The following is a 24,646-nucleotide window of genomic DNA, read 5'->3' as shown; positions in this document are numbered from 1 at the left end:
CACCTTATCCTTTGAATACCAGCAGGGGGCTCAGGCCCCAGATGGCCACTGTCATAGCGAAATTCATAACGACGATCGCGACGAGGCTGGCCCGGATTGCGCGACCGGAAGCGGCGCCCACCCCGGCCGGTCCGCCGGAGGCGAAATAGCCGTAGTAGCAATGGATCAAGGTCACCACCGCGCAGAACGCCACCGCCTTGATCACCGAGGCCGTGAGATCGGGCCAGCTCAGGAATTGAGCGAAATAGTGGTCGTAGGTTCCGGGCGGTTGGTGGTGGAAGACCTTGACGATTATTCCGCCGGTGAAGAAGGCGATCACCAATGCCATCAGGTAGCCGGGCAGCACGACGAGCATCCCGCCGACGAGCCGGGTCCCGACCACGAACGGAATAGCCCGCAGTCCCATGGATTCGGTGGCGTCGATTTCTTCGGAGATGCGCATCGCGCCGATTTCCGCGGTCATTCGGCAGCCGGCCTGCGCGGCGAACCCGATTCCGGTGATGATCGGGGCGATCACGCGGATATTGCCGAACGAGCCGATAATTCCGGTCAGCGCACCGAAGCCCAGCAGATTCAAGGCCATGAAGGCCTCGATCGCGACCACGGCTCCCACCGCGACGCCGAGGAAGAACATCAGGCTGACCACGCCGCCGTCGACGATCAGCGACCCACTTCCCCAGGCCATGTTGTTCATCGTCTTGAGCGTCTGTTTGCGGTAGTGGCGAATCGTCACCGGCAGCAGGTACAGCGTCTTGCCGATGAAGATCGCCACCTGGCCGATCTCGCCGACGAAGTCGCTGATCCCACGCGCCACCGCGCGGATCGATCGGGCCGTGAGGGCGGGCAGGGTATACGAGGATTGCGATGGTGTGCTCATCGTCATGCCAACCGAGCCGGGAAGAACATCATCTGCAATTGACTGATGAGCAGGTTCGTCATGAAGATGCAGAACACGCTCAGCACGACGGATGCGTTGACGGCATTCGCCACCCCCTTGGGGCCGCCTTTCGCTTCGAGACCTCGCAGGCTCGCGATCAGCACGACGATCGCGGCGAAGACGAGCGCTTTGAGCACCGAGAAGGCGAGGTCCGTCGGCGTCGCGAACGCGCCGAACGACTGCCAGAAACTGCCCGGCACAACATGATTGACGTTCGCGGATATGATCAGTCCGGCGAATACGCCCGCGGCGATGATGATGATGCACAACACGGGCGCGATTGCGATCATGGCGAGGAAACGCGGCATCACCAGCCGTTCGACCGGATCGACGCCCATCACCCGCATGGCGTCGATTTCTTCCCGGATCGACCGGGCCCCCAGATCGGAGGCGATCGCCGAGGCTGCCGCGCCACTCATCAACAGGCCGGCCGCCATCGGCGCACCTTGGCCGACCACGCCCAGACCGCTCGCCGCGCCGGCGAGCGAATTGGCACCGACCTGATTCATGATGCCGCCGACCTGCACCGAGACTTCGGCGCCGATCGGGATGGCCATCAACAGCGCCGGCAACGCAGTGACCTTGAGCAGCAACCACATCTGTTCGACGAGCTCGTGCACGGGCATGCGCAACCGGACCGTATCCACCACCGAGTAGCGCACCACGGCGCCGGTCAGGTGTGCCGATCGACCCAGTGTCGCAAGACTGTCCAACGGCGCCTGCCGCAGATGTGCGAACAGTCGTGCGGAGCGAGACGGCGATACTGCCGGTGGGGCGCCGTCCTCGCGGGGCCGGGTCGGTCTGCCCGATGCGGGTAGGCGCGGGGCGATTATCGGTGCCTGCGTAATACTCATCGGGTGGGCACCTCCCTCCGTAGACGTCGACGCATGCGGCGATTGCGTCGCCGAGTGCGATGTGCGGTAAATAGTGTGGTGAGAGTCGCGGGAGCCGGAATTTCACCCTTCGAGAATGCGAAATTCCTTGGCGAACACGCGAAATGAAAGTTCCTGCGCGGTCCCGTGACGGACGAGCGGAATTCCGGCGCGGTGCGTTTCTCGGGACGGATGCCGGTGCGACACACGGCACAGATTCCGGACCGGAAGAACGATCGCAGAATTCCCGATCGGTTCGGCGACATTGCCTTCGAGCGTCATTGTTCGATACTCCGATTCACGAGACCGCGTTCGCCGTTCGACGGGCGAGCAGTAAGCCACGGCAACCTCCGAGATTCCGCTCGATCACGCCGTTGTGATCCAAGACCCCGAGGGTGCAGCACGTGTCGTGGCTCACAGCAAACTTACTTCGTTTTACGCTTTACGTCAATCGTCTTTTGTAAAACAGCTCGGTTTCCGATTCGTCGCTCGCTCCGCAGTCCACGGTGGCGGGGTCTCAGGCTCTCGACGGCACAGAGGACGCCGGCCCCTCCGAGAAACTGGCTTCCACCGCGGCTCGCGCGGCAGGCGGCAACGTCGGAAGAATCTCGCGCACCCGAGCTCGGCGCCTGCCGACCGCACGTCGCTCCGGCATCCCGGGGGTTGCCTGCATCTGCGGGACAATTCCCTCGATCTCCTCCACGCCACCGGAGTGGTGCCCGGCATCGACGAGCGCTTGTTCGCGAGCCTTCTGCGCCTCGTCCTTCTCCTCCGACATCCCGATCGGCCCCATCATCCGACCGTTCAGGAATTGCCGGACGACAGGCTCATCGGAGGTGAGCAGAACCTCGCGGGGACCGAACATGACCAATTCGCGACGGAAGAGCATGCCGATGTTGTCGGGCACCGTTCGGGCCAGATTGATGTTGTGCGTGACGATCAGGAACGTGGCATCGATCTGCGCGTTGATGTCGAGGAACAACTGACTGATGTAGGTGGTCCGCACCGGATCCAGACCCGAATCCGGCTCGTCGACCAGAATGACCTCCGGGTCGAGTACCAGCGCTCGGGCAAGGCCGGCACGTTTGCGCATCCCACCCGAAATCTCGCCGGGCAGTTTGCCTTCCGCGCCGAGCAGGCCGGTCAACTCGAGCTTCTCCATCACGATCCGGCGAATCTCCGACTCCGTCTTCCGGGTGTGCTCGCGCAAGGGGAAGGCGACGTTGTCGAACAAACTCATCGAGCCGAACAGCGCGCCGTCCTGGAACAGCACCCCGAACAGCTTGCGGATTTCGTACAGCTGCGACGTCGAACAGGCGGTGATGTCGGTCCCGTCGACATGGATCGATCCCCGTTCCGGCCGCAACAGGCCGATCAGCGATTTGAGGAACACCGACTTGCCGGTGCCCGAGGGGCCGAGCAGAACACTGACCTCACCGGCCGGCAACGTCAGGCTGACATCACGCCAAATAGTCTGCGCGCCAAATTGTTTGGTTATTCCGGTGGTACTTACCTCGACACCCATCTTGCCTCCTTGCCAGAGCCCGGCGCATCGATCGTGCCGCCGGGGTCGGCCGTCGGTCCCGAATGAACGGACAGCGGACGACCGCAGAGCTGTGATACAAAATACGGACAGCGTACAACGTTAGACGGATCACAGAAGCTGTGCAATGATATTGCCTGATCTCCTTCGGTGGAGGTCTTCCGCACCGAGCGAGGGGGCATCGCCGTTGCGGCGCCGGAGGCGTCGTCGTCAACGGCGGTGGCGTACAGCGAAATCCGCGAGTCCAGGAGCTTCTCCATGCGTCCACATCGGCGTGCGCATTCGACACCCGCGCATCGACACCACTCCAGGCCCACCCCGGCGCTGATTTCCGCGATCGCGGCCACCGGCATCCTGGCCGCTGCATCCTCGGCCACAGCCGGGGAAGCGACTGTTCATGGCACCCATGTCCACGTTGTCGCGGAATACGTAGGGACACAACGACATAGCGTCGCTCGCGCACCGGGTCCCATGCTTGTCCCCGCCGCGATTCCCCTCGTGCGCCCCCATGCGGCTCCGACGGTCCCGACCATCGGCCCCGGCGATCCGCCGCCGCCTGTCTTTGGCGACGCTGCGCCCGGTGCCGCGGCAACCGGTATCCCGGTCCACGTGCTGGCCGCGTACCGAAACGCCGAGTTGATACTCCGGCAGTCGGAACCGGCCTGTGGCGTGACATGGAATCTGCTGGCCGGAATAGGCCGGATCGAGTCGGGACATGCCAGGTCCGGCGACGTCGACGCCGAGGGCAGGACGAGATCCCCCATCCTCGGCCCGGCGCTCGACGGGACGCTGGCGGGAAACGAGATCATCAGAGCCGCCAACGGTTACGTACGCGCCGTCGGGCCGATGCAATTCCTTCCCAGCACCTGGCAGCGATGGGCGAGCGACGGCAACGGTGACGGAATTGCCGACCCCGACAATATCTACGACGCGACCCTGGCGGCCGGACGGTACCTCTGCGCGGGCGGCGCCGATCTCCGCGATCCGCACCAACGCCTGCACGCGGTCCTGCGATACAACCACTCCATGGCCTACGCGTCGAGCGTGCTGAACTGGTCGAGTATCTACGCCGGAGAGGTGACCGGACCGGCCGACATCACACCGGTGGAGTCCACTGCCCCTACCACCGTGCCGGCCGACGACGATCCGACACCGGCACCACCACCGGCCGACCCCTCACCTCCCGACGCCATGTGGGGACCCGGCACGTCGCCCATGCCCCTTCCGGAACCGGCACCCCCGTCACCGGCACCGATGATCCAGATCCCGGGGCTGCCCCCGATTCCGTGCGGAATCTTCTGCCCTCCCCCGGCACACTGACTCGTCCCGCGCCGCCAGGGTGACGATCACCCACCCTGGAAGGCGGGCACATCATCCCATTCACCGAGCTGATAGCAGGCGTGTGCGTCTTCCTGCTCGAACGACAACAGTCGCGACAGTCGGACCGCCGCCCGGTCGTCCGGGTCGATCCGCATGAGTACCAGTTGCGTTCCGGCAGTGGCGAGTTCACTCATCGCAGCGGTGAGCAAGGCCTCCCCCAGCCCTCCGCCACGGATTTCGGGAACCACGATGAGCGCACGCACCCACGCCGCCCGCAATTCCAGATGGCGAGTCGGCCGCGGATCGAACCAGACCACTCCCGCCGGCCGGTCACATCCGGCCGACGCGATCACCACACGACCGGCGCGGTCGGCGAATGCGGTGCGGAACTGCTCGAACCGAGCCTCGGTCAATCCTTGGCGGGCCAGGACCTCGAGCACCTGGGAGGCGACGGCACTGTCGGCCAGGTCCGCCGAGCCGTCGACGGTGACGCCACCCGGGACCGGGGCCGGCGCCAACGGCACCGCGAACGGGCCCGACAGATGCCGAACCATCGTCCACAGCCGCGCAGCCGGCTCGATTGCGAACCGCCGCGTCAGCCGTTCGGACGCGGGATGGCTGCCGTAGGCCCAGCACCGCAGCGAAGTCGCTCCACGCCCGCACCAACCGCCGGACGCGGTCACATCCGTGCCGAGTTCCTCCACCAACAGCGTCGACACGCCACGCGAGCGATAGTCGGGATGAACCGCGTATTTCACGCTGCCCTGCCCCAGCGCATCGATCGACAGGTTCAGATACGCCACCATCACCAGTGGCGCGTCCGCACGAGCGCTCAACCCTCGCCGCGCCTTGATCGGCAGATGCCACACCGACCGCGTCTCGTCCGAAGCCGCCTGCACATCCCACGGGTCGACCACCGAGAATCCGGCCTCTTCGTCGTATCGCGCGGCAGCTTCGACCAAGGCCACCGCCTCGGCCCGGTCCTGTTCGCCGAGCCGTCGACACCAGGTGTAGTCGATCATATTCCAGCCCTCCTCGCTGTGCGCCGGTTTACACCTAAACCTACATGAGTTAGATTTAAGTTGGTATATGAACAGCTCAGGACCATTCGCCAAATGCCCGGAACACCTCTTCGGGCGAAGCTGCCGAACATTGGAGACACGCCATGACCGAGGTCGGGGCACCCCGCGAGGAACGCATCCGCCGCGCTTTGACGCACCTACGCAACGACACCACCGACGAGTTCGGGCACGTCACCTGGTTCGAGCCACACGAGTTCACCGACCCGGCCGTTGCACAGCACGAACGTGATCTGATCTTCGGCCGAGTTCCGTCGATCGTCGCGCACGGTTCCGAAATCCCCCGTGCCGGTGACTTTTTCACCCTCCAGATGCCGCGCAACAACATCATCGTCGTCCGCCAGCGCGACGGCGGCGTAAAGGCACTGGTCAATCTGTGCCGGCACCGCGGAGCCTTGCTGGAGAAGGAGGAGAAGGGCCGATGCCGGCTGTTCTCCTGCCCGTATCACCGCTGGTCCTACGATATGGACGGCAGCCTGCGAACGATTACGCGGGACAACACATTCGGCGAACCGGAGCGTGCCACGCTCGGCCTGATCGAACTGCCCACCGAGGAGCGCCACGGCTTCATCTGGGTGGTGGACGACGCCGACGCCGAGATCGACGTGGCCGCCTGGCTGGGACCGGAGATGGACGCGGTGCTCGCTTCCTACGACCTCGGCTCCAAGGTCTGCGTCCAGGCCGAGGGATTCGACGAGCCGGTCAACTGGAAGATCATGCAGGACGCCTTCCTCGACGGCTATCACATCCAGTACGCGCATCCCAACACCGCGGCCAAGCACATCCATACCAATGTGATGGCCTTCGACGATTTCGGCCGCCACTGCCGATTCATCGCCCCGCGCAAATCCATCGACCGCTGGATCGAAGAGGACCCCGGCGATCGTAGCCTTGCCAACGACGTCACCGAAACGCACTTCCTGCTGCCCAACAGCACCCTGCTGCGCCAGCCCGACCACTTCCAACTGCTGACCTTCCGGCCGCATCCCACCGAACCGCAACGTAGCCGGATGGAAATGCGGCTGATCGTGCCACCGGTCGAACAGACCGAGATGAGCGAGGAGAAGTGGACGCGGCTGTGGGGCAAGAACTGGCAGATCCTGCTCGATGTGCTGCATGCCGAGGACTTCCCCCTGCTGCGGGATTCCCAGCGTGGCATGACCAGCGCGAGTGCGGGACGAATGGTCCTGGGCCGGAACGAGGTCGCCAACCAAGTCTTCCGTCGCGAGACGCAGAAGCTGCTGTCGCAGAGATGACCACGGCGCCGGGCCACACCGGCCCGGCACAGGAGGATTGCAGTGAAAACAGATCTGTTCGAGTCCGATCACGAACTCTTCGGGCAAACCGTGCGCGCCTTCGTGGAACGGCATGTCACCCCGAAGATGGAGAAGTGGGACGCCGACCGCCTCATCGACCGCGACACCTGGCGAGCAGCCGGCGGACAGGGCTTGCTCGGACTGGCGGTTCCCGAGGAATTCGGCGGCGCGGGTGAAACCGACTACCGATTCCGGGTCGTGATCCAGACCGAAATCGCCCGCGTCGGCGCCTCCGCGCTGCAGTCGGGCTTTTCCACCAACGACGACATCGTCTTGAATTATCTACTGCGCCATGCGAACTCCGAGCAGCGCAGCAGGTGGCTGCCCGGTTTCGTCACCGGGGAGACGATCGGCGCCATCGCGATGACCGAGCCCGGCGCGGGCAGTGACCTGCGCTCGGCGCAGACCACGGCGGTCCGCGAGGGCGACGAGTGGGTGATCAACGGATCGAAGACATTCATCACCAGCGGAATGCTGGCCGATCTGGTGATCGTCTTCGCGGTCACCGATCGCGATGCGGGCTCACGCGGTTTCAGCCTGTTCGTCGTCGAGGACGGCACGCCCGGTTTCACTCGCGGCCGCAAGCTCGACAAGGTCGGGCTGCACGCTCAGGACACCGCGGAACTGTTCTTCGACAACGTGCGGGTGCCGGCGGCCAATCTGCTCGGCGATGTCGGTGGCGGTTTCGGCTACCTGATGCAGAGCCTGCCGCTGGAGCGACTCGGAATCGGTATCGCCGCACAGGTTTCCGCGGAGGCCGTGCTCGATTGGACCCTCGATTACGTCAAGCAACGCCGCGCTTTCGGTCAGCGGATCGGCGAATTCCAAGGCCTCGGTTTCACCTTGGCCGAACTACAGACCGCCACGGAAGTGTCGCGGGCCTATATCGATCGCTGTGTGCGCGAGTACAACGACGGCACCCTGAGCGCCGTCGACGCGGCGAAAGCGAAACTCTGGGCCACCGAACTGCAGGGCAAGGTGATCGACGCCGGTGTTCAACTGCACGGCGGATACGGGTACATGATGGAGTACCCCGTTGCCAAGGCCTACATCGATGCGCGGATCCAGCGGATCTACGGCGGAACCAACGAAATCATGAAGGAGATCATTCATCGCGATCTCCTGCGCTCGTGATGGTATGGCCGGCGCGGTCGCCCCGCGCCGGCCGTTCTCCCCGGCCTCTACACTCCGGCGGCCGAGAGCATGTCGGCGATCTCGACGAATTTCACGCGGGGGCGGCCGCCTTCGCGACCCGCACGACGCTCGGCCGCATCGATCGCCTTCCATCCGCCGGCACCGACGCGACTCGGGCGGCGCCCGTCGAGCAACGCCGTGAGGTCCGCGCGCGATCGCCGTGGCGACTCGAGCCGACCGGCGGCGAAATCCTCCACCAGCGCGTGCACCGTGTCCTGCGAGCAATACCGGTTCGTGCCGATCACGCCCGACGGGCCACGCTTGATCCAACCCGCCACATAGGCACCCGGTATCGGATCGCCGCCCTCGCATTCGACGACCCGGCCGCCACGATGGGGAATCGTTCCGTCGGAGTCACGGAAAGGCAAGCCCGGCACCGCGATCCCGCGATAGCCGACGGCTCCGAACACCGCACCGCAAGCGATCAGTTCACGGTTGTCCTCCGCCGGCACCGCATCCCCGGTGCGTACGAATTCCACGGCGTCGACAGCCCGCTCTCCCCGGAAACCGATCGGCGACAGGAAATATCGGAACACGACCCTGCGGTTGTTCGCATCAGCGACGCGTTCCGCCAACTGCCGGGCCACCTGCGCCTTCAGCCGAACCACGGGATCGGCGGCGTCCGGGACGACCGAGCCGGAGTCGTCACAGCGGACGTCCACCGCGCCGACCTGTCCGAGCCCGAGCAGTTCGGGAGTGGTGAAGGCCGCGTGTTCGGGGCCCCGGCGTCCGACGACGACAACTTCACGAATCCGGCTCTGCGCCAAGACTTCCAGCGCGTGATCGGCGATATCGGTGCGCGCCAGCTCGGCAACGTCGGTGACCAGAATGCGGGCCACGTCCAGGGCTACGTTGCCGTTGCCGATGACCACCGCCCGCTCGCCGGACAGATCGAAGTCACGATGCGCGTGATCGGGATGGCCGTTGTACCAACCGACGAACTCGGTGGCGGTGTGCACACCGGCGAGCTGCGCGCCCGGCACATCGAGGGTGCGGCCCTGCGACGCACCGGTCGCGTAGATCACCGCATGGTGGTGCTCCAGCAGTTCCTGCGCGCTGATGTGGGTACCGACCTCGACGTTCAATTCGAGGGTCAGCTGCTTGCGGCTCAACGTCCGAAGAAAGGAACTCGCAACCTGTTTCGTGTGCTGATGGTCGGGGGCAACCCCGTAGCGCACCAGCCCCAGCGGGGTGGGCAACCGTTCGAACATGGTGATCTCGACATCGACATCGCGACGCGACAACAATTCCTCGGCCGCGTAGCACGCCGACGGCCCCGACCCCACGATCGCCACACGCAGCGGACCACGGTCGGTCACCCGGAGCTGGGGCCGCTCTTCCTCGAACGGCACCGGGATTCGAGGTTGGGTGAAGTAGGCGGCGTTGACCTCCCGATACGGTTCCGTCGCCGCGGTCAGATCCCCTTCGGGCACTATCGCGTCCACGGGGCACTCGTCGATGCAGGCACCGCAATCGATGCAGCTGACCGGGTCGATGTGGAGCAACTCCGCGCGCCCGAAGTCGGGCTCGCCGGGGCGCGGGCGGATGCAGTCGACAGGACAGACCGACACGCAACCGGCGTCGTTGCAGCAGGGCTGTGTGATGACGTGCGCCATCTCTCCTCCGGATCCACGGCTACTCGACCCGGCTCCGACGGGTAGGACGCCGTACAGCTGACGTTATTTGTATTTTGTTATACGCTGAGTGACGGGCGCCACGCAATAGCCCGCGCGAGCTCGGCGCTCGAAGAAAGGAATCACCTATGACCACCGCAGTGATCGTGGATGCGATCCGCACCCCCTCCGGCAAGGGAAAACCGGGCGGACAGCTCTCGAATCTGCATCCCACCGAACTGTTGTCGGCCGTACTGCGCGGCCTGATCGATCGCACCGAACTCGACCCGGCACTCGTCGACGACGTCATCGGCGGCTGTGTCGGCCAGGCCGGTGAACAAGCACTCAACATCACGCGCAGCGCCGTACTGGGAGCCGGCTTCCCGGAGGCCGTGCCCGCCACGACGATCGACCGCCAGTGCGGGTCCAGCCAGCAGGCTGCCCACTTCGCCGCCCAAGGCGTCATGGCGGGCGCCTACGACATCGTCATCGCCTGTGGAGTCGAATCGATGAGCCGGGTGCCGATGGGCACGGCGCCGCTGGGCAAGGACGCCTTCGGCCCCGGCGTGGCCGCCCGCTATCCGGATGGGCTTGTGGGCCAGGGTATTTCGGCCGAGCTGATCTCGTCTCGGTGGAAGCTCGACCGCGCCACTCTGGACGAGTTCGCCGCGCGCTCGCACGCGCGCGCCGCGGCCGCCGACTTCACCAGCGAGATTCTGCCGGTCGCCATCGGGCCCGACTCCTGGGCGAGCGCGGACGAAACCGTGCGACCGTCGACCGATGTGGAAGGTCTGGGCCGGCTGAAACCCTCCTTCTACGACGAACGCGTCGCCGAGCGGTTTCCGGAAATCGACTGGCGCATCACGCCCGGGAATTCCTCGCCCCTGACCGACGGCGCGTCGGCCGTGCTGATCATGAGCGAAGACAAGGCTGCAGCCTTGGGTTTGAGGCCTCGCGCGCGTTTCCACAGCTTCGCCGTCACCGGCAGCGACCCGATGTTGATGCTCACCGGCGTGGTGCCGGCCACGCAGAAAGTCCTCGACAAGGCCGGCCTGTCGCTCGAGGATATCGACACCTACGAGGTCAACGAGGCGTTCGCGCCGGTTCCGCTGGTGTGGCAGTACGAATTCGGCGCCGATCCCGAACGTCTGAATCCGCGCGGCGGGGCGATCGCTCTGGGTCACCCGCTCGGCGGTTCGGGAACCCGCCTGCTCACCACGATGCTGAACCACCTCGAACAGACCGGCGGTCGCTACGGACTGCAGACGATGTGTGAAGGCGGCGGAATGGCCAACGCGACCATCATCGAACGCCTGTAAGCCTTCTTTCGGAGGCGAATACATCAGCGCCCGAACCGATTCCCATCGGTTCGGGCGCTGATGCGGGACTACGGCAACCACAACCGAGCGCACGGCAGCGGCGGCAGATCCGGATGCACCCGGTCGTCGATGACGACCGTGGAGTCGGGGTGCGTGCGCATCCGGGCGGCGAACGTCTCCGCTATCTCGCGCGTGCACTGGTACTCCGCGGCGACTCCCGACCGCGCGAACTGCACACGGACCCGGCACCGGCGCGAATCGAGCACATATCGGCCCAGCGCCACGAGATACCGCAGGGCGGCGGCCCGCCGGATGCACGGCGTACCCGACCAGTGCGCGTGCCGCTGCATGATCCGATGTGCTGTCTCCACCGTCAACTGCGCCGGCACAGTTGCGCAATCAGTCTGTCCGGCAGTGCGTTTCGGGAACCACGGCCGCTGCGGGACCGCTGCCGCCGTCATCGCCGTCTCGGCGTACGGCCGAGCCTGCGCCGCCAGTCGTGCGCGCCGAGGAACCGCACGACCTTGGCCATCTGCCTGGCCCGGTCCGCCCGGACAGGAAACCAGTTCGGCTCCGATTTCAGCGCGATTCGTTCCTCGACGACCGATTGCTGACGGCAGTACTTCAACATTCCGTTCGGACCACCGAAGCGCGAGCCCACGCCCGACTGCTTCCAGCCGCCCATCGGCACGGGCAACTGGAAGGTGGCGACAATCGCGTTGTTGATCGAGACGGAGCCCGCCTCGATTCGCCGGGAAAGCCGCTCGGCGCGGTGACGGTCGCGGGTCCACAGACTCGAGCTCAGCCCGAAATCGGAATCGTTCGCCAGGGCGATCGCCTCGTCCTCGTCACGAACCTTCATGATCGGCAAGGTCGGACCGAAGGTTTCCTCGCGCATACATGCCATGGAATGGTCGACATCGACCAGGACGGTGGGCTCGACGAAATGGCTCCCCTCCTCTTTTCGTTTGCCGCCCAGAAGAATTCGCGCGCCTTTGGCGACGGCATCCGCAATATGCCGCTCCACGATATCCACCTGCGCGGCGGTCACCATGGCGCCGATCTCGCAGCTATAGGCGCCCGGCTCGTCCATCCCAGTCCGCAAGGGCCGTACCTTCGCCGCCACCTTCTCGACGAATTCGTCGTACACGGCGGCCTCGACATACACCCGCTCCACGGAGACGCACGCTTGGCCGGCGTTCATCATCGAGCCCCATACCGCGGCACCGGCGGCGCGCTCGAGATCGGCGTCGGCCAGCACGATCATGGCGTCTTTGCCGCCCAACTCCAGACTGCAGGGAATCAGCCGCTCGCCGGCGCGGGCCGCGATGGCACGTCCCGTGCGCACCGATCCGGTGAACATCACCATATCGACCGCGTCGACCACCGCGGCACCGGTCGCACCGCCACCGTTGACCGCCGCCAGCACCTCGGGGGCGCCGATCTCTTCCCGCCACCCTCGCACCGCCTCGGTCCAGGCGAGCGGCGTGACCTCGGACGGCTTGGACAACACCGCCGCACCGGCCATCAACGCGCCCACCGCATCCATCATCGGACCGGCCAGCGGCCCGTTCCACGGCGTGATCAGGCCGACCAGCTGGTGTGGCCGGGCGCGAACGCGCAGCCTCCGCGCAGCGTTGGCCACCCCGGCCGGACGAACTTTGCGGTCGGCCAGAAACCGTTCGCCGTTGTCGACGAAGTAGTTGATGACATCGAGGACGACGGCAAGTTCCACCGCCGCGTCGGACCAGGATTTTCCCGCCTCCAATTGCACGAGCCGCAACAGCCGCTGCTCGTTGTCGAGGATCCAATCCAGCCAGCGCAGTAGGTGGCGGCCACGAGCTCGCGGCCCGATCGCCTCCCACGCCGGTTGCGCGGCACGCAGCGCGTCCGCCACCGCGGCGACCTCATCCGGTCCGGCCGCTGTGACCGCACCGACCGTCCGACCGTCGGCCGGGCAGCGAATCTCGATTCGCTTCACCGAATCAGCCTGCGGCCCAGGGGATCCGGGTTGCTGCACAGTGGTGTTCACAGATCATCGCCTCCACGGAGGTCCGGCGGCTGCCTCGCAGCCGGCTTCGGGCACCATCGCTCGACGCCGACTTCAGGCTAGTTACAAAATACAGATAACGTCAATCGTAGTTCAGTCGATTCGCTGACAAATTACGATTGACGTCAGTCGTCAAATGACGTAGCTTCGAGTGTGAGGCACAGCACTCTGCATCGCATCGGACGGGCAGATCACACGGAGTCGCAAGTCACCGGATCCGCTGCGCCTTCGTCCGCACCGGTGCCCTCCCACCGGCCGCATTCTTCTGGAAATCGGAGTCCCACCATGAAGCTCGAAGGCAAAGTCGCCGTCATCACCGGAGCCGGATCCGGCTTCGGCCGCCAGTGTTCCCAGTTGTTCGCGTCCGAGGGCGCCGGTATCGCAGTGGTCGACATCGACCCCGAGCGCGCTGCCGGAACGGTCGAGCTCGTCGAGCAACAGGGCGGCAAGGCCGTCGCCATCACCGCCGATGTCAGCGTCGAAGAGCAGGTGAAATCCGCAGTCGCGGCGGCGGTGGACCACTTCGGCAAGCTGGACATCATGTTCGCCAACGCGGGCGTCGTATCCCGCGGCGGCGTGCCGTCGGTGGCCGGTGGTGAGGAGGTCGAATTCCAGGACCTGACCGACGCCGACTGGCAGCACGTGCTGGGAGTCAACTTGAGCGGAGTCGTCTACTCCGCCAAGGCCGCCGTGCCGTACCTGCGTGACAACGGCGGCGGCACGATTCTCGCGACCTCGTCGGCGGCATCGCTGGTCGCCTACCACAACATCGCGATGTATTCGGCCACCAAGGCCGGTGTCAACGGCCTGGTGCGTGGACTCAGCCTCGACCTCGGCAAGTACGGCATTCGAGTGAATGCCATCTGCCCCACGCACGGTATGTCACCGAACTTCCTCATGCCGCCCGGATCTCCCGTGGTCGGTCAGTCCTACGAACAGGTCGCTGGGCCGTGGGATCCGACGATCTCGCCGATCCCGCTCAAGCTCAACCGGCCGCCGTCGTTGCTCGACAACGCGAAGGTCGCACTGTTCCTCGCCTCCGACGATTCGCAGTACCTCTCCGGACTCGTTCTGCCGTCGACCGACGGCGGCACCCTCGCCCGCGTCGGCATGTGGTTCGCCGAAGACAAAGGCTCGCCCGGAGATCTGTGAGATGACCGATTCGCCCGTTCACCTGGTCGTCGATCGCGCGGCCTGCGCCGGCCACGGACTGTGTTACGGAACCGCGCCGGAGCTACTCGAGTCCGACGACGTGGGAAATCCGGTCGTGCTGGCTGACCCGGTCCCCAATTCACATCTCGACGCCGCACATCGCGCAGCCGCAGCCTGCCCCGAACGTGCGCTCACTTTGACCAGCGCCCTTCCCCTATCCGAGGAAAAGCCACTATGACCACCACCACCGCAGAAGTGTCCGACGAGCTGGTCGTCGATTTCGACATCTACGACCAGTCGCTCGCATTCCCCGAAGACACCGTCCAGGACCGGGCCGCGGAACTCGCAGGCAAAGGGCCGGTCGTGTACTCCACCGCCCACGGCGGCCACTGGATCGTCACCCGGTACAAAGAAATTCACGAGGTCCTTCGCGATCCCGAGACGTTCTCGAGCTACCCCAACAACCTGGTGACGACGACCGCCGGATTCGGGAAATTCATTCCGATCGAACTCGATCCCCCGGAGCACACCGGTTACCGGCTGGCGCTGCAGCCGCTGTTCAGTCCCAACCGCATGAAGGCGCTCGAAGACGACATTCGGGCGGTGATCAACGAACTCATCGACGGATTCGCCGGCACCGGAACCTCGGAATTCATCGCCGACTTCGCCCACGAACTGCCCACCCGTATCTTCCTGGCACTCATGGACTGGCCGCTGGCGGACGGGCCGATGTTCACCCACGCCACCGATGTCCTCCTCACCGGAATCCCCGGCGCCACCGAAGAGGAGTCCAACCAGGCACGCGGCGAAGCGGCGTTCGAGATGCTGGCCTATTTCCAGAACATCATCGACGACCGCCGCGCCAACCCTCGCGACGACGTGACCACGCAGATCATCCACACCGAGGTCGCGCTCGAGGACGGCACCCGACTGCTCACCGATGAAGAACTCAATCGGATGTTCTTCCTGCTGCTCATCGCCGGCCTGCACACCGTGCAGGGCTCACTGGCCTGGAGCATCATTCACCTGTCCCACAACGAGGAACAACGTGAGCAGATCATCGCGGACGAGAGCCTGATCCCGTCCGCGGTGGAGGAGATCCTGCGCATCGAAGCCGCGGTCGTCCCCGGCCGCCGCGCGACACGTACCACCGAACTGGGCGGAGTCACGATCGCCGAAGGCGATCAGCTGATCTTGATGCTGTGCTCGGCCAATCGCGATTCCGACGAATTCGACGATCCGAACGAACTGCTGCTCGATCGGACGCCGAACCGCCACCTTTCCTTCGGCGCCGGCGCGCATCGCTGCCTGGGCTCACATCTGGCCCGAATCGAACTCCGGCTCGCGCTCGAGGAAATTCACCGCCGCATTCCGGATTACCGGCTCGTCGAGAGCGACCCTCCGGTAATGCACGCAAGCCAGGTCCGAGGCTGCGCCCGGCTCCCCATCACCTTCACCCCCGAAAAGTAGCCGTGTCCGGTGGGGCGGGGCACTCTCGCCCCACCGGCACCTACGACAACTCTCCGGACCGACATTCCACAGCGGATAATGTGAGAGTGCTCACCGAGCCGCCCCCGGGACGCGCCTGGGCCGACAACCCTTCCGGCCTGCTCATGGCCGGTCCAGACACATTCAGCCACAACGGTTTTCGAGGTCGACTCGCACCGCGAAGGCCGTGAACGCCCAATGCGACGTCGAACAGACAACAAATAACGAGTATCGTCCATGGTGTCGTCAAATCTGCATACGGACGCAGGGAATCCATGGAGGGCAGGAAAAGAGAATGGCTCGACGTAACAGCAACGTCCTGAGCGGGGACGTCGAAGAGGCGCGCGGGCAGATCCTCGAAGCCGCAGAATCGACCTTCCAGCATTTCGGCGTCGCGAAGACGACGATGGACGACATTGCGAAAGCCGCCGGAGTATCACGGCCCACGATCTACCGCTATTTCCGCGATCGCGACACACTCATCGCGGAACTCATCCGACTCCGCTCTCGGAAACTGTTCGTGAAGGGAACCAAATACGTTCTCGAGCGCGAACATTTCCGCGATCAAATCGTCGACGGGTTGATCTTCCTCGTCGATCGCGGCCGGAAGGATCCGCTCATCCGGCTGATCGTCAGCCCGGAACACATGGATCTCGCCGCCGCCGTCGTAGGCACCTCCCGGCTTGCCAGCAATCTGACCCTCGAAATGTGGGGGCCGATCCTCGATCGCGCCCGCGAACGCGGCGAGATGCGAGCAGACCTGTCCAACGAGGACGCCTGCGAATGGCTCGCCCTGGTTCAACTGATCCTCGTCGGCCGCTTGGACTTCGAGGACCCGGAGGACCCGTCCCACCGCCGCCTGCTGGAACGATTCCTGCTTCCCGCGTTCCTCCCGCCAGGTGAGGCATAGGTCGGAGGTGAACGACGAAGGCACCGCAATCAGCCACTCGAGGCCCAGAAACCGGCTTCCACCAGGAACTTCTATCCAACTCGCCGAGCATGAAACTCATTATCGGGCGGAGTTTGTAGATTGCCTGGTGAGAGGCGGTTTCGGGATCTGGATGTGGCAGCGCTCCCGTCTCTCACCGGAATCGCCATCGAAACTTTTCGGATACCCCTGGGGTTACGCCATTCGGGTGGAAGATGTCGTCGATCGCGGAAACCGTGCGTCTTGGTCGAGTTGGCTGTAAGCGCGAGCCTCGCCCGGTGATGCGGCTCATGTCCGAAACCAGGAGCGTCTGTTAATCGCTGGAAGGCAGCGGTTTGGCTTCCTTCACCCGGAGCGGGATCCGACCATCCGCGAGGGTGCCGGCACCGGCCTTGGTCACAAGAATTTCGAAACTTGAATCTGCTTGCGTTGTATATCTTTTCCCGATTTTGTTGCCGGTGTCGAGTCCGTCGGCGATCGGCTGACGGGTCGCTGCGGCATCGGTCACCGGGACCATCTGCAGGCCACCGCAAGTCAATTCGATCGGCTCGGCCGCCGGCGCCTACCGCGGATCAACCGTGCCGGACTCATCGCCTTCGTCATGATTCTGATGTTCGCCCAGGACGTCATCGGTGAGTTGATCACCCTGGTGCAGGGCGTGGACCGCTATCTGTAGGTCGGTGGCGGCATCTCCTTGTGGCCGGGCACGGACTATCAGTTCCCGCTCTACGAGGGACTCGGCTGGGGCTGCGGCATGGTGGGATTGAGCGCCGTCATTTATTGCTTCCGCAACTCTGGCGGCGAGATGATCACCGATCGCGGCCTCGATCGACTGAAGATCCGACGTGGGCGCACCCTTGTGCGCGTGCTCGCGCTGGGCGCGGTCTTCAATCTGGCGATGCTCGTGTTCATGGTGGGTTTCGGCGCGATCAACCAGCATGCCGACACCACACAGCCGACAGTGCCGAGCTACCTGCAGAACGGCATGTGCGGGCTGGGCGGCAACCCTCCATGCGTCAGGGACTGGTAATCGACCACAGCGACTTCAACCGCTGCGACGCCTGAGCCGGACGGCCGATCGGTGCCGACGCCTCACCGCGATCGGCCGACCCGGTCGCGGTGAGGCGGCAGGCACCCGCGCTCAGTCCATCTCCTCCAGCACTCGGCGCAGGACCTTGCCGGTGGCATTGCGCGGCAGTTCGTCCAGGACGACCACATCGCGGGGAACCTTGTAGCGCGCCAGGTTCGCCTTCACGTACGCCTTGATCTCCGCGTCGTCCACGGTGGCGCCGGGCGCTGGAACGATGTAGGCGCGCAAGCGTTTTCCGAACTCCTCGTCGGCCACGCCGATGACCGACACGTCGTCGATGTCGGGCCGCGCCGCGAGCAGGTTCTCGATCTCCAGCGGGTAGACGTTCTCTCCGCCGGAGACGATCATGTCGTCGTCGCGGCCGTCGATGTGCAGCAGCCCGTGCTCGTCGATCCGGCCCATATCGCCGGTGGACATGTACCCGTCGATGAACTGCTTGTGGCGGCCGTCGGTATACCCCTCGAACGGCGCACCACTGCGCACGAACACCCGACCGGAGACGTTGCGGGCGCTCACCCGGTGCCCTTCGTCGTCGAACAACGCGATTTTGCTCGTCACCGGCGGGCGACCGACCGTGCCCGGAGCGAGGCGCAATTCGTGCGGCTGCGCCACCGTCGCCACCGCGACCTCGGTCGAACCGTAAAGGTTGTAGAGCACGTCGCCGAAGGTGTCCTGCACCCGGGTCGCCAGCTCCGGGGACAGCGCCGAGCCCGCCACCGCGACGGTTTTCAGCGTCGACAGGTCGTAACGCTCGATGATCTCCGGGCCCAGCGCCACCAGGCGATGCAGCATGGTCGGCACCGCGACCAGCATCTCGGCGCGGTACTCGCTCACCGCGCGCAACGTGGCCTCGGCATCGAAACGGCGCAACAGCACCGTCTTGTTGCCCAGCGCGGTGGCGACCGTCCACGTCCCGAAGCCGGTCGAATGGAAGATCGGCGACACGATCACCACGCTGCCTTTGCGCGGGAACGGAATACGGTCCGCGATCATCGCACTCGCCAGCGGCGACACCTTGGTGCGCGGTGCTCCCTTGGGCAGGCCCGTGGTGCCGCTGGTGAGGATGATGAAACCACCCGGCTGCGCCGGTGCCGGTGGCATCCGGCGGTCGCCCGCGTCGATCAGCTCGTCCACGGTACGCGCCCCCGCCGGTACCGCGTGCCCCTCGTCAACCCAGGTGAGAATCCGCGGCAGCGTCGGCGGCAGCGCGTCGAGCAGGTCGCCGAACTCGCTGTCGTGCAACATGGCTCGCACGTTCTCCCGCGCGGCGACCTCGGCGAACTGCGGCTTGGCGAATCCGGTGTTCATCATGGCCAGCCGCAGACCGGCGCGACCGGCCGCGCTGATCGCCAGCACCAGCCCGCGATGGTCGCGCGCCAGGACACCGACCACCGAACCGGCCGTAAGCCCCTGCGCCAGTAACGCATTGGCCAGTGCGTTGGACTGCGCGTCGAGTTCACCATAGGTCAGCACGCCGCGCTCGTCGGCGATCGCGGGCCGGTGCGGATGGTAGCGGGCCCCCGCCATGATCAGCGCCGCCGGCGGACCGTAGATCCGGTTCTCCCGGGCCATACGCACCACCCGGTCCGGACGCGTCAGATCAACCACGCCGCACTGATGCAGCCGGGCCACGGCGCGCAGCGTCTCGGCCGCGTCACCGAGCCCGGTCACCAGGCTCTCCAGATTCCGTGCCATGTATGAATTCCTCCTTGCGACAAGACGTTGCGTCGGGTGCGGCGACGTGCTCGTCAGATCCGGCCCGCACGTTCGAGGTAGCGCGCGCGCTCCGACATATCGGCCTTGGAGACGGTGTCATGACTGCCGAACAGCCGGCCGAATCGGTTACGCAGCCCTTCCGGCATCGCGGTGAGCACCGCGATGGCGATCCCGCCGATGCGCGGGACCACGCGCAACCCGCCGCGCCGGCGAGCCAAGGCGTCGACGACCGCGCGGGCCACATCCTCCGGCTCGACGAAACCGATCACCTTCGTGATCCGGTTGGGCGAGAGGCCGGCGATCAGCTCCGTATTGACGAATGCCGGGCAGATGGTGCTCACCCGCACATCGAATGCCGCCAACTCCTGATGCAACGCCGAACCGAGACCGACGACACCGAATTTGCTCGCCGAATACGTTGCGACATCCGGCGTTCCGACCAACCCGAGGATGGAGGCCACGTTCACGATATGGCCGCTGCGGCGGTCGGCGAAACGCTTCCCGGCCAGCTTCGACCCGATGATCACCCCGCGCAGATTGATATCGAGCTGCCGGTCGGCCATTTCCATCGGCTCGTCGAGGAACGGGCCGGTCGGCATGATGCCCGCGTTGTTGACCAGGCCGTCGAGACCCCCGAGCTCCGTCTCGGCACGATTCAGGAAATTCTCGAACGATTCCGGATCGCGCACGTCGAGCGGGACGCCGATCACCGTGGCGCCGGTCGCGGCAGTGAGTTCCGCGGCCGTCGCGGCCAGCGTGCCGGCGTCGATATCGCCGATCACCACCCGCGCTCCCGCCTCGGCCAGTGCGGCCGCAGTGGCCCGCCCGATGCCTCGCGCACCACCGGTGACCGCTACCCGCTGGCCTCCCAGACGCATGGTCATATGCACTCCTCCTCTGTCTTTGTCTCAGAGGCTAGGAAGTGGACGGCGCCCAATCCATGACGTAAGCGGTCAAGACTTGTACTTTTCGGCCAATCTGCCCCAGGATGATCCCATGGCGGTCCACATGAACATGCCACGGTCGAGCACCAGTGCCGCGATCCTGGTTCAGCTCGGCCTCACCCACGGCCTGACGATCGAGCAATGCCTCGACGGCTCCGGCATCACCCTGTCCGTGCTCGACGACGCGAACGGCGAGGTTCGCGCCGCACAGGAACTTCGAGTGGTCCAGAATCTGGTCATCCGCCTGAGCCACATTCCTGGGCTGGGCCTGTCCGCCGGACAGCGGTATCACCTTGCCACACACGGCATCTGGGCCTTCGCGGTGATGACGAGCCGAACCGTGCGCGAAGCGCTGCGGATCGGTATCGAGCATATGGACATCGCGTATTCGTTCGCCCGCTGGCGCGTCCAGGAAACCGCCGACGGCGCCACGGTGACACTGGACTACTCCGCGGCGCCGCCCGAGCTGCGGCAGTTCCTGCTCGAGCGCGACCTGGCCGAACTCATCACCCTCGATCGCGAACTGCTCGGTGCGGCGGTGCCACCGACCACGGTCGAACTCGCCTGCCCTATCCCGGCGTACGCCCCGCTGTTCACCGAACTGCTCGGAGTCGCCCCGCAGTTCGACGCACCGGCGACCCGGCTCACCGTCACCCGGGAAATCCTGGAACTGCCCATGCCCCAGGCGAATCCACACGCCGCCGCGCTCGCCGAGCAGCAGGCCGCCGACATCATGCAGCGCCGGCGCCGACGCGAGGGCACCGCGGCCCGCGTCCGCGCCGGCCTGCTGACCCGCGGCGTCACCGCTGCCCAGGAAGAAATCGCCGCCGACCTCCGCATGAGTGTGCGCACCCTACGCCGGCGCCTCGACGCCGAAGGCACCTCCTACCGTGGCCTGGTCGCCGAGACCCGCCACCTCCTCGCCGAGGAACTCCTCACCCTCGGCACCACCGTCGACGAGGTCGCCCGCCGTCTCGGCTACGCCGACGCTTCCGCCTTCACCCACGCCTTCATCCGGTGGACCGGCACCACTCCCGGCCGCTTCGCTCGCTCCCTGCGGTGAACCCGATCCCGCCCTTCGGCCGGGCGCTGCGCCCGGATATGCGCGAAATCTCCCCTCGGCGAGCGTGATTCACCACAGCTGCCCGTGCACGACGGTCGCGCGGACATGGTCGGCCGACGGCGCGCACAGTGCGCGGTCGAGCGGCACCCGCAGGACGACGAGATCCGCCGGCGCGCCGACGCGGACGCGACGCGGTGCGCCTCCGGGACAGGCGGGGGAACCGAGATAGCCGCGCAGGGCGGCGGCGGCCGCCACCCGCTCGTCGCTGTTCACCACCGTGCCGGTCGCGGTCGTGCGGTTCACCGCGGCCTCGACAATCGCCCACGGGTCGATCGGACCGTAGGGCGCGTCGCTCGACAGCGCCAACGGCACCGACGCGTCGAGGAGGGACCGGCACCGATACAGGTCCGGCAGATCGACCGGGTCCACGTGACGGACATAGTCGTCGCCGCGCGCGCAGAAACCCCGGCTGCGTGACCACCCGCAAGCCGTGACGGCGGACGTCGGCGATGGAGTTGAGAATCCACAGCGCCCCGCTGCGGTGCTGGATACGAACCGGACGGTCGCCGTGTAACGCATCGAGGGCGGTCGCGTCCACATCCCCTGCGACACTGTCGAAGTAGCCGACGCCGCGCACCCACCCGTGTTCGTCACCGGTGGCGGTCGCGAGTGCGGCGGCCAACGCCCGGCGGTCGCGGACGGCGGGCGGGCCGCACCGCACCGATGCGGCGTCGGCGGCGGTAGCGTGCAGGTGGAGGTGGAGGTGGTGATCGTGCAGTCCCGGTATCACCGCCCCGCCGCCGACGTCGATCGCCTCCACGGCATCCGAGGCCGGCAGGTCGATCCCGATCCGCGTGATCCGTGTGCCGTGCACGCGGAGATCGAGACCGCCGACACCGCCGATTTCCGCGTTGCGGACGACGATCACGCTCATCCCGGAATTCGCAGTGAGCGCAGGACGCGGGCGGTGTCGTCCCCGGGTTCCGCCGCAGGTCCGCACGGGCGGCGCGCCTGCGGTTCACGCACCGGTATCGCACCTCGCTCCGAGCGGATCGAACGCGCGGCCGCGGCGATCGCCGATTCGTCGCGCATCGCGGTCGGCGTGCTGCACCGGCCGCCGTCGCCGAAGCTCGAACCACTGCTGCGCGCCACCACATTCACACTCTGCGACGTGCCCACCGATCACATCGCGGTGGTCGAAGGGGCTGACGTCTACACCGCCCTGCGGCGCGTCGAACAAGCCGTGCGATACAGCCCGTGTGCGAGTGTCGCACTGGCCCGCCTGCTCCGCGGGACGTCGCACCCGGATACCGGGGCCGGCCTCGCCGCCGAGGCGGCGGTCTACTCGATGTTGCTGAGCGGCAAGGAGTTCGCGTGCTGGCTGACGAAGCGGGGGCGTCCTCGATCCGTCCGATGGCCGGACCGGCCGCTCGTGCGTATCCACCGATCGGACCACGCCCTCTCGATCGTGCTGGACCACCCCGAACGGCGCAACGCCCTCAGCTCCCGGCTGCGCGAGGAACTGCTCGAGGCGTTGCGCATAGCCGATGTCGACCCCACCGTCGAACGGGTCGACATCCGTGGGGCCTGACCCGTCTTCTGCAGCGGCGGAGACCTCGACGAATTCGGCGCCGCCACGGATTTCGTCGCGGCTTACCTGGTCCGCCTGGAGCGCGCACCCTGGCGCGTGCTGGACCGGCATCGAGACCGGATATCCGTTCATGTCCAGGGAGCCTGCGTCGGGGCAGGTATCGAGATGGCGGCCTTCGCAACACACGTGAGCGCCGATGCGGGGACCGTCTTCCGCTTGCCCGAGATCGAAATGGGTTTGCTCCCGGGCGCCGGCGGAACCGTCAGCGTCCCACGACGCATCGGACGGTGGCGAGCGGCCTGGATGATGCTGACCGGCGAGCAGATCGACGCCACCACCGCGCTGCGATGGCGCCTGATCGACGCGATCGGCCCGAATCCCTGCCTGTGATCGGTGGCACGCCCGGCCCGGCGGGCGTTGCGGCGCAGGTCATCTGCCAGCCGCGACCCTCGCCGCGGGCGCCGACGCCGGCCGCGAATCGGCTCCGGCCGCCACGCGGGCATAGGACTGATGGACCTCTCGGATCTTGCCGTCACGCATCGCCCGCACCAGCAAGCGCACCGCCCCCCGCATCACCGCCTTCCTCGGCCACGAGTACTGCGGCGTGTTCATCAGCCGCTGCGCCCACATCGGGTGCAGATCCTGCACGACCCAGAAGAGCAGCCCGTAGAGCGGGCGCAGATGGACGGGATATCGCCACGGCGCCAGCGGATTCAGATGTTCCACCGTCGGCATGGTGACACCGAGAACCGGCAGCGAGTCCTCCAGCACCTTGTGCACTCCCGCTTTCGTCGTCGGCACGTTGGCCGCGCCAAGCTCGACGCCCATGCGCGCGTATTCGCGGAAGAACTCCTCGAGCCGCTCGCCGTGCATCGGCCGCGGGTGGTAGCGCTCGTGGGCGGCGGCCAGGGCCCACGCCATTGTGCAATAGTTCCAGCACAGCAGATCCGGATCGCTGGCGCGGTACGGGTGACCGTCGGGCCGCACGCCCTCGACACGGTCGTGCATCCCGCGCACGACACGCGAAACCCGTTCCGCCACCGAACTCGGACCGAACGCGACACCGAGGAAGAACGACAGGGTGTGGCCGCCGCGCGAGGCCAGCGCATCGGCATCGAACCGCCCGGTCGGCACGCCGTCGATCCGCTCCAGGGCGCGGGTGTGCTCGTAACCCATCCACGCCATATCCGGGTGCAGCGTCTCGATCATGGCCGCCGCGGCGAGACCGATCTGGACAGTCGGCAAATGCTCGTGCAGATACCAGACCGCACTGCCCGGCCCGAACCAACCATGGTCCCCGGCGGGCTCCGAGAATTGCACATTCTTGAAGAAGCGATCGCGTGTCGGCTGGAACATGTAATCGACGAGCCGATCGTAAACGGTTGGCGTCCCGACACTTTCGGAAACAGATTCGGTAACCATCGAAAAAGC

22 protein-coding genes and 2 pseudogenes are annotated in these 24,646 nt (G+C 66.1%); 12 read left to right on the top strand and 12 right to left on the bottom strand.

Annotated features, from left to right (window positions below; translation table 11 throughout):
- Positions 1-4 precede the first annotated feature (4 nt).
- From A5780_RS23770 to A5780_RS23755, 4 genes are all read right to left on the bottom strand, one after another.
- Positions 5-883 (bottom strand): ABC transporter permease, encoded by an 879-nt coding sequence (locus A5780_RS23770; protein ID WP_082976682.1) that lies wholly within the window; start codon positions 881-883, stop codon positions 5-7.
- The gene (locus A5780_RS23765) at positions 880-1,791 is read right to left on the bottom strand and encodes an MlaE family ABC transporter permease (protein ID WP_369829546.1); all 912 of its coding nucleotides are present in this window, start codon (positions 1,789-1,791) and stop codon (positions 880-882) included. Before A5780_RS23765 ends, A5780_RS23770 begins: the two co-directional genes overlap by 4 nt.
- A gap of 102 nt (positions 1,792-1,893) precedes the next feature.
- A complete protein-coding gene (locus tag A5780_RS23760; protein WP_064909646.1) occupies positions 1,894-2,091 on the bottom strand; it encodes a hypothetical protein in 198 nt (65 codons plus the stop codon).
- Positions 2,092-2,326: 235 nt separating this feature from the next.
- Positions 2,327-3,334, bottom strand: a complete 1,008-nt coding sequence (locus tag A5780_RS23755) for an ABC transporter ATP-binding protein (RefSeq protein ID WP_064909645.1) — start codon at positions 3,332-3,334, stop codon at positions 2,327-2,329.
- A gap of 687 nt (positions 3,335-4,021) precedes the next feature.
- On the opposite strand from A5780_RS23755, the gene A5780_RS42100 reads away from it, so the two are divergent.
- Entirely contained in the window at positions 4,022-4,672 is a 651-nt protein-coding gene (locus A5780_RS42100; RefSeq protein ID WP_231983066.1) for a lytic transglycosylase domain-containing protein, read from the top strand.
- Positions 4,673-4,698: 26 nt separating this feature from the next.
- Here the strand turns inward: A5780_RS42100 and A5780_RS23745 are convergent, their stop codons facing one another.
- Entirely contained in the window at positions 4,699-5,694 is a 996-nt protein-coding gene (locus A5780_RS23745) for a GNAT family N-acetyltransferase (RefSeq protein WP_064909643.1), read from the bottom strand.
- Positions 5,695-5,837: 143 nt separating this feature from the next.
- On the opposite strand from A5780_RS23745, the gene A5780_RS23740 reads away from it, so the two are divergent.
- Together A5780_RS23740 and A5780_RS23735 are read left to right on the top strand one after the other, a co-directional pair.
- On the top strand, positions 5,838-7,007 hold the full coding sequence (locus tag A5780_RS23740; RefSeq protein WP_064909642.1) for an aromatic ring-hydroxylating dioxygenase subunit alpha: 1,170 nt from the start codon (positions 5,838-5,840) through the stop codon (positions 7,005-7,007).
- Positions 7,008-7,049: 42 nt separating this feature from the next.
- Positions 7,050-8,201: an acyl-CoA dehydrogenase family protein gene (locus A5780_RS23735; protein ID WP_064909641.1), complete on the top strand. Its 1,152-nt coding sequence runs from the start codon at positions 7,050-7,052 to the stop codon at positions 8,199-8,201.
- Between the two features lie 47 nt (positions 8,202-8,248).
- Here the strand turns inward: A5780_RS23735 and A5780_RS23730 are convergent, their stop codons facing one another.
- Complete coding sequence (locus tag A5780_RS23730; RefSeq protein WP_064909640.1) at positions 8,249-9,877, bottom strand: FAD-dependent oxidoreductase; 1,629 nt, start codon at positions 9,875-9,877, stop codon at positions 8,249-8,251.
- A gap of 146 nt (positions 9,878-10,023) precedes the next feature.
- On the opposite strand from A5780_RS23730, the gene A5780_RS23725 reads away from it, so the two are divergent.
- Positions 10,024-11,193 carry a thiolase family protein gene (locus A5780_RS23725; RefSeq protein ID WP_064909639.1) on the top strand — a complete coding sequence of 390 codons (1,170 nt, stop codon included), beginning with the start codon at positions 10,024-10,026 and terminating at the stop codon, positions 11,191-11,193.
- Positions 11,194-11,261: 68 nt separating this feature from the next.
- Here A5780_RS23725 and A5780_RS23720 read toward each other — a convergent pair whose 3' ends face one another.
- Entirely contained in the window at positions 11,262-11,564 is a 303-nt protein-coding gene (locus tag A5780_RS23720; protein WP_146098578.1) for a hypothetical protein, read from the bottom strand.
- An 86-nt stretch (positions 11,565-11,650) separates the two neighbouring features.
- Positions 11,651-13,174, bottom strand: a complete 1,524-nt coding sequence (locus tag A5780_RS23715) for an aldehyde dehydrogenase family protein (RefSeq protein WP_082976681.1) — start codon at positions 13,172-13,174, stop codon at positions 11,651-11,653.
- Positions 13,175-13,528: 354 nt separating this feature from the next.
- Here A5780_RS23715 and A5780_RS23710 point away from each other — a divergent pair, with 354 nt between their 5' ends.
- From A5780_RS23710 to A5780_RS39365, 5 genes and pseudogenes are all read left to right on the top strand, one after another.
- Entirely contained in the window at positions 13,529-14,395 is an 867-nt protein-coding gene (locus tag A5780_RS23710) for an SDR family NAD(P)-dependent oxidoreductase (protein ID WP_064902839.1), read from the top strand.
- 1 nt (position 14,396) lies between these two features.
- On the top strand, positions 14,397-14,633 hold the full coding sequence (locus tag A5780_RS23705; protein ID WP_064902840.1) for a ferredoxin: 237 nt from the start codon (positions 14,397-14,399) through the stop codon (positions 14,631-14,633).
- Positions 14,630-15,865, top strand: a complete 1,236-nt coding sequence (locus tag A5780_RS23700; protein ID WP_064909637.1) for a cytochrome P450 — start codon at positions 14,630-14,632, stop codon at positions 15,863-15,865. Before A5780_RS23705 ends, A5780_RS23700 begins: the two co-directional genes overlap by 4 nt.
- A 313-nt stretch (positions 15,866-16,178) precedes the next feature.
- Positions 16,179-16,793 (top strand): TetR/AcrR family transcriptional regulator, encoded by a 615-nt coding sequence (locus tag A5780_RS23695; protein WP_064902842.1) that lies wholly within the window; start codon positions 16,179-16,181, stop codon positions 16,791-16,793.
- Positions 16,794-17,235: 442 nt separating this feature from the next.
- Positions 17,236-17,841, top strand: a pseudogene (locus A5780_RS39365) (spirocyclase AveC family protein).
- 111 nt (positions 17,842-17,952) lie between these two features.
- On the opposite strand, the gene A5780_RS23685 reads toward A5780_RS39365, so the two are convergent.
- On the bottom strand, positions 17,953-19,596 hold the full coding sequence (locus tag A5780_RS23685; RefSeq protein WP_064909636.1) for an acyl-CoA synthetase: 1,644 nt from the start codon (positions 19,594-19,596) through the stop codon (positions 17,953-17,955).
- A 53-nt stretch (positions 19,597-19,649) separates the two neighbouring features.
- Complete coding sequence (locus tag A5780_RS23680; protein ID WP_082976680.1) at positions 19,650-20,501, bottom strand: SDR family NAD(P)-dependent oxidoreductase; 852 nt, start codon at positions 20,499-20,501, stop codon at positions 19,650-19,652.
- 112 nt (positions 20,502-20,613) lie between these two features.
- On the opposite strand from A5780_RS23680, the gene A5780_RS23675 reads away from it, so the two are divergent.
- Entirely contained in the window at positions 20,614-21,624 is a 1,011-nt protein-coding gene (locus A5780_RS23675) for an AraC family transcriptional regulator (protein WP_197521843.1), read from the top strand.
- Between the two features lie 69 nt (positions 21,625-21,693).
- On the opposite strand, the gene A5780_RS43200 is transcribed toward A5780_RS23675, so the two are convergent.
- Complete coding sequence (locus tag A5780_RS43200) at positions 21,694-22,203, bottom strand: amidohydrolase family protein (protein ID WP_369829547.1); 510 nt, start codon at positions 22,201-22,203, stop codon at positions 21,694-21,696.
- Between the two features lie 166 nt (positions 22,204-22,369).
- Between A5780_RS43200 and A5780_RS39355 the strand changes: the two genes are divergently transcribed.
- The gene (locus tag A5780_RS39355) at positions 22,370-23,215 is read left to right on the top strand and encodes a hypothetical protein (protein WP_369829545.1); all 846 of its coding nucleotides are present in this window, start codon (positions 22,370-22,372) and stop codon (positions 23,213-23,215) included.
- Positions 23,216-23,230: 15 nt separating this feature from the next.
- Positions 23,231-23,605: pseudogene (locus A5780_RS41240) on the top strand (enoyl-CoA hydratase/isomerase family protein); the annotation flags it as partial.
- A 39-nt stretch (positions 23,606-23,644) separates the two neighbouring features.
- Here the strand turns inward: A5780_RS41240 and A5780_RS23660 are convergent.
- Complete coding sequence (locus A5780_RS23660) at positions 23,645-24,637, bottom strand: oxygenase MpaB family protein (RefSeq protein WP_082976676.1); 993 nt, start codon at positions 24,635-24,637, stop codon at positions 23,645-23,647.
- Between the last annotated feature and the right edge of the window lie 9 nt (positions 24,638-24,646).

The organism is Nocardia sp. 852002-20019_SCH5090214 (genome assembly GCF_001665865.1).
In the GTDB taxonomy this organism is placed as follows: domain Bacteria; phylum Actinomycetota; class Actinomycetes; order Mycobacteriales; family Mycobacteriaceae; genus Nocardia; species Nocardia nova.
Note: the sequence above shows the minus strand (reverse complement) of the source record. Positions and strands in the feature narration are given on the sequence as shown.

Coding starts and splice junctions, on each gene's coding strand:
- A5780_RS23710 (WP_064902839.1), top strand. CDS start 13,529: ATGAAGCTCGAAGGCAAAGTCGCCGTCATCACCGGAGCCGGATCCGGC.
- A5780_RS23705 (WP_064902840.1), top strand. CDS start 14,397: ATGACCGATTCGCCCGTTCACCTGGTCGTCGATCGCGCGGCCTGCGCC.
- A5780_RS23725 (WP_064909639.1), top strand. CDS start 10,024: ATGACCACCGCAGTGATCGTGGATGCGATCCGCACCCCCTCCGGCAAG.
- A5780_RS23685 (WP_064909636.1), bottom strand. CDS start 19,596: ATGGCACGGAATCTGGAGAGCCTGGTGACCGGGCTCGGTGACGCGGCC.
- A5780_RS23770 (WP_082976682.1), bottom strand. CDS start 883: ATGACGATGAGCACACCATCGCAATCCTCGTATACCCTGCCCGCCCTC.
- A5780_RS23675 (WP_197521843.1), top strand. CDS start 20,614: ATGGCGGTCCACATGAACATGCCACGGTCGAGCACCAGTGCCGCGATC.
- A5780_RS23760 (WP_064909646.1), bottom strand. CDS start 2,091: ATGACGCTCGAAGGCAATGTCGCCGAACCGATCGGGAATTCTGCGATC.
- A5780_RS23730 (WP_064909640.1), bottom strand. CDS start 9,877: ATGGCGCACGTCATCACACAGCCCTGCTGCAACGACGCCGGTTGCGTG.
- A5780_RS23755 (WP_064909645.1), bottom strand. CDS start 3,334: ATGGGTGTCGAGGTAAGTACCACCGGAATAACCAAACAATTTGGCGCG.
- A5780_RS23740 (WP_064909642.1), top strand. CDS start 5,838: ATGACCGAGGTCGGGGCACCCCGCGAGGAACGCATCCGCCGCGCTTTG.
- A5780_RS23695 (WP_064902842.1), top strand. CDS start 16,179: ATGGCTCGACGTAACAGCAACGTCCTGAGCGGGGACGTCGAAGAGGCG.
- A5780_RS23660 (WP_082976676.1), bottom strand. CDS start 24,637: ATGGTTACCGAATCTGTTTCCGAAAGTGTCGGGACGCCAACCGTTTAC.
- A5780_RS23700 (WP_064909637.1), top strand. CDS start 14,630: ATGACCACCACCACCGCAGAAGTGTCCGACGAGCTGGTCGTCGATTTC.
- A5780_RS23745 (WP_064909643.1), bottom strand. CDS start 5,694: ATGATCGACTACACCTGGTGTCGACGGCTCGGCGAACAGGACCGGGCC.
- A5780_RS43200 (WP_369829547.1), bottom strand. CDS start 22,203: ATGCGTTACACGGCGACCGTCCGGTTCGTATCCAGCACCGCAGCGGGG.
- A5780_RS23765 (WP_369829546.1), bottom strand. CDS start 1,791: ATGAGTATTACGCAGGCACCGATAATCGCCCCGCGCCTACCCGCATCG.
- A5780_RS23680 (WP_082976680.1), bottom strand. CDS start 20,501: ATGACCATGCGTCTGGGAGGCCAGCGGGTAGCGGTCACCGGTGGTGCG.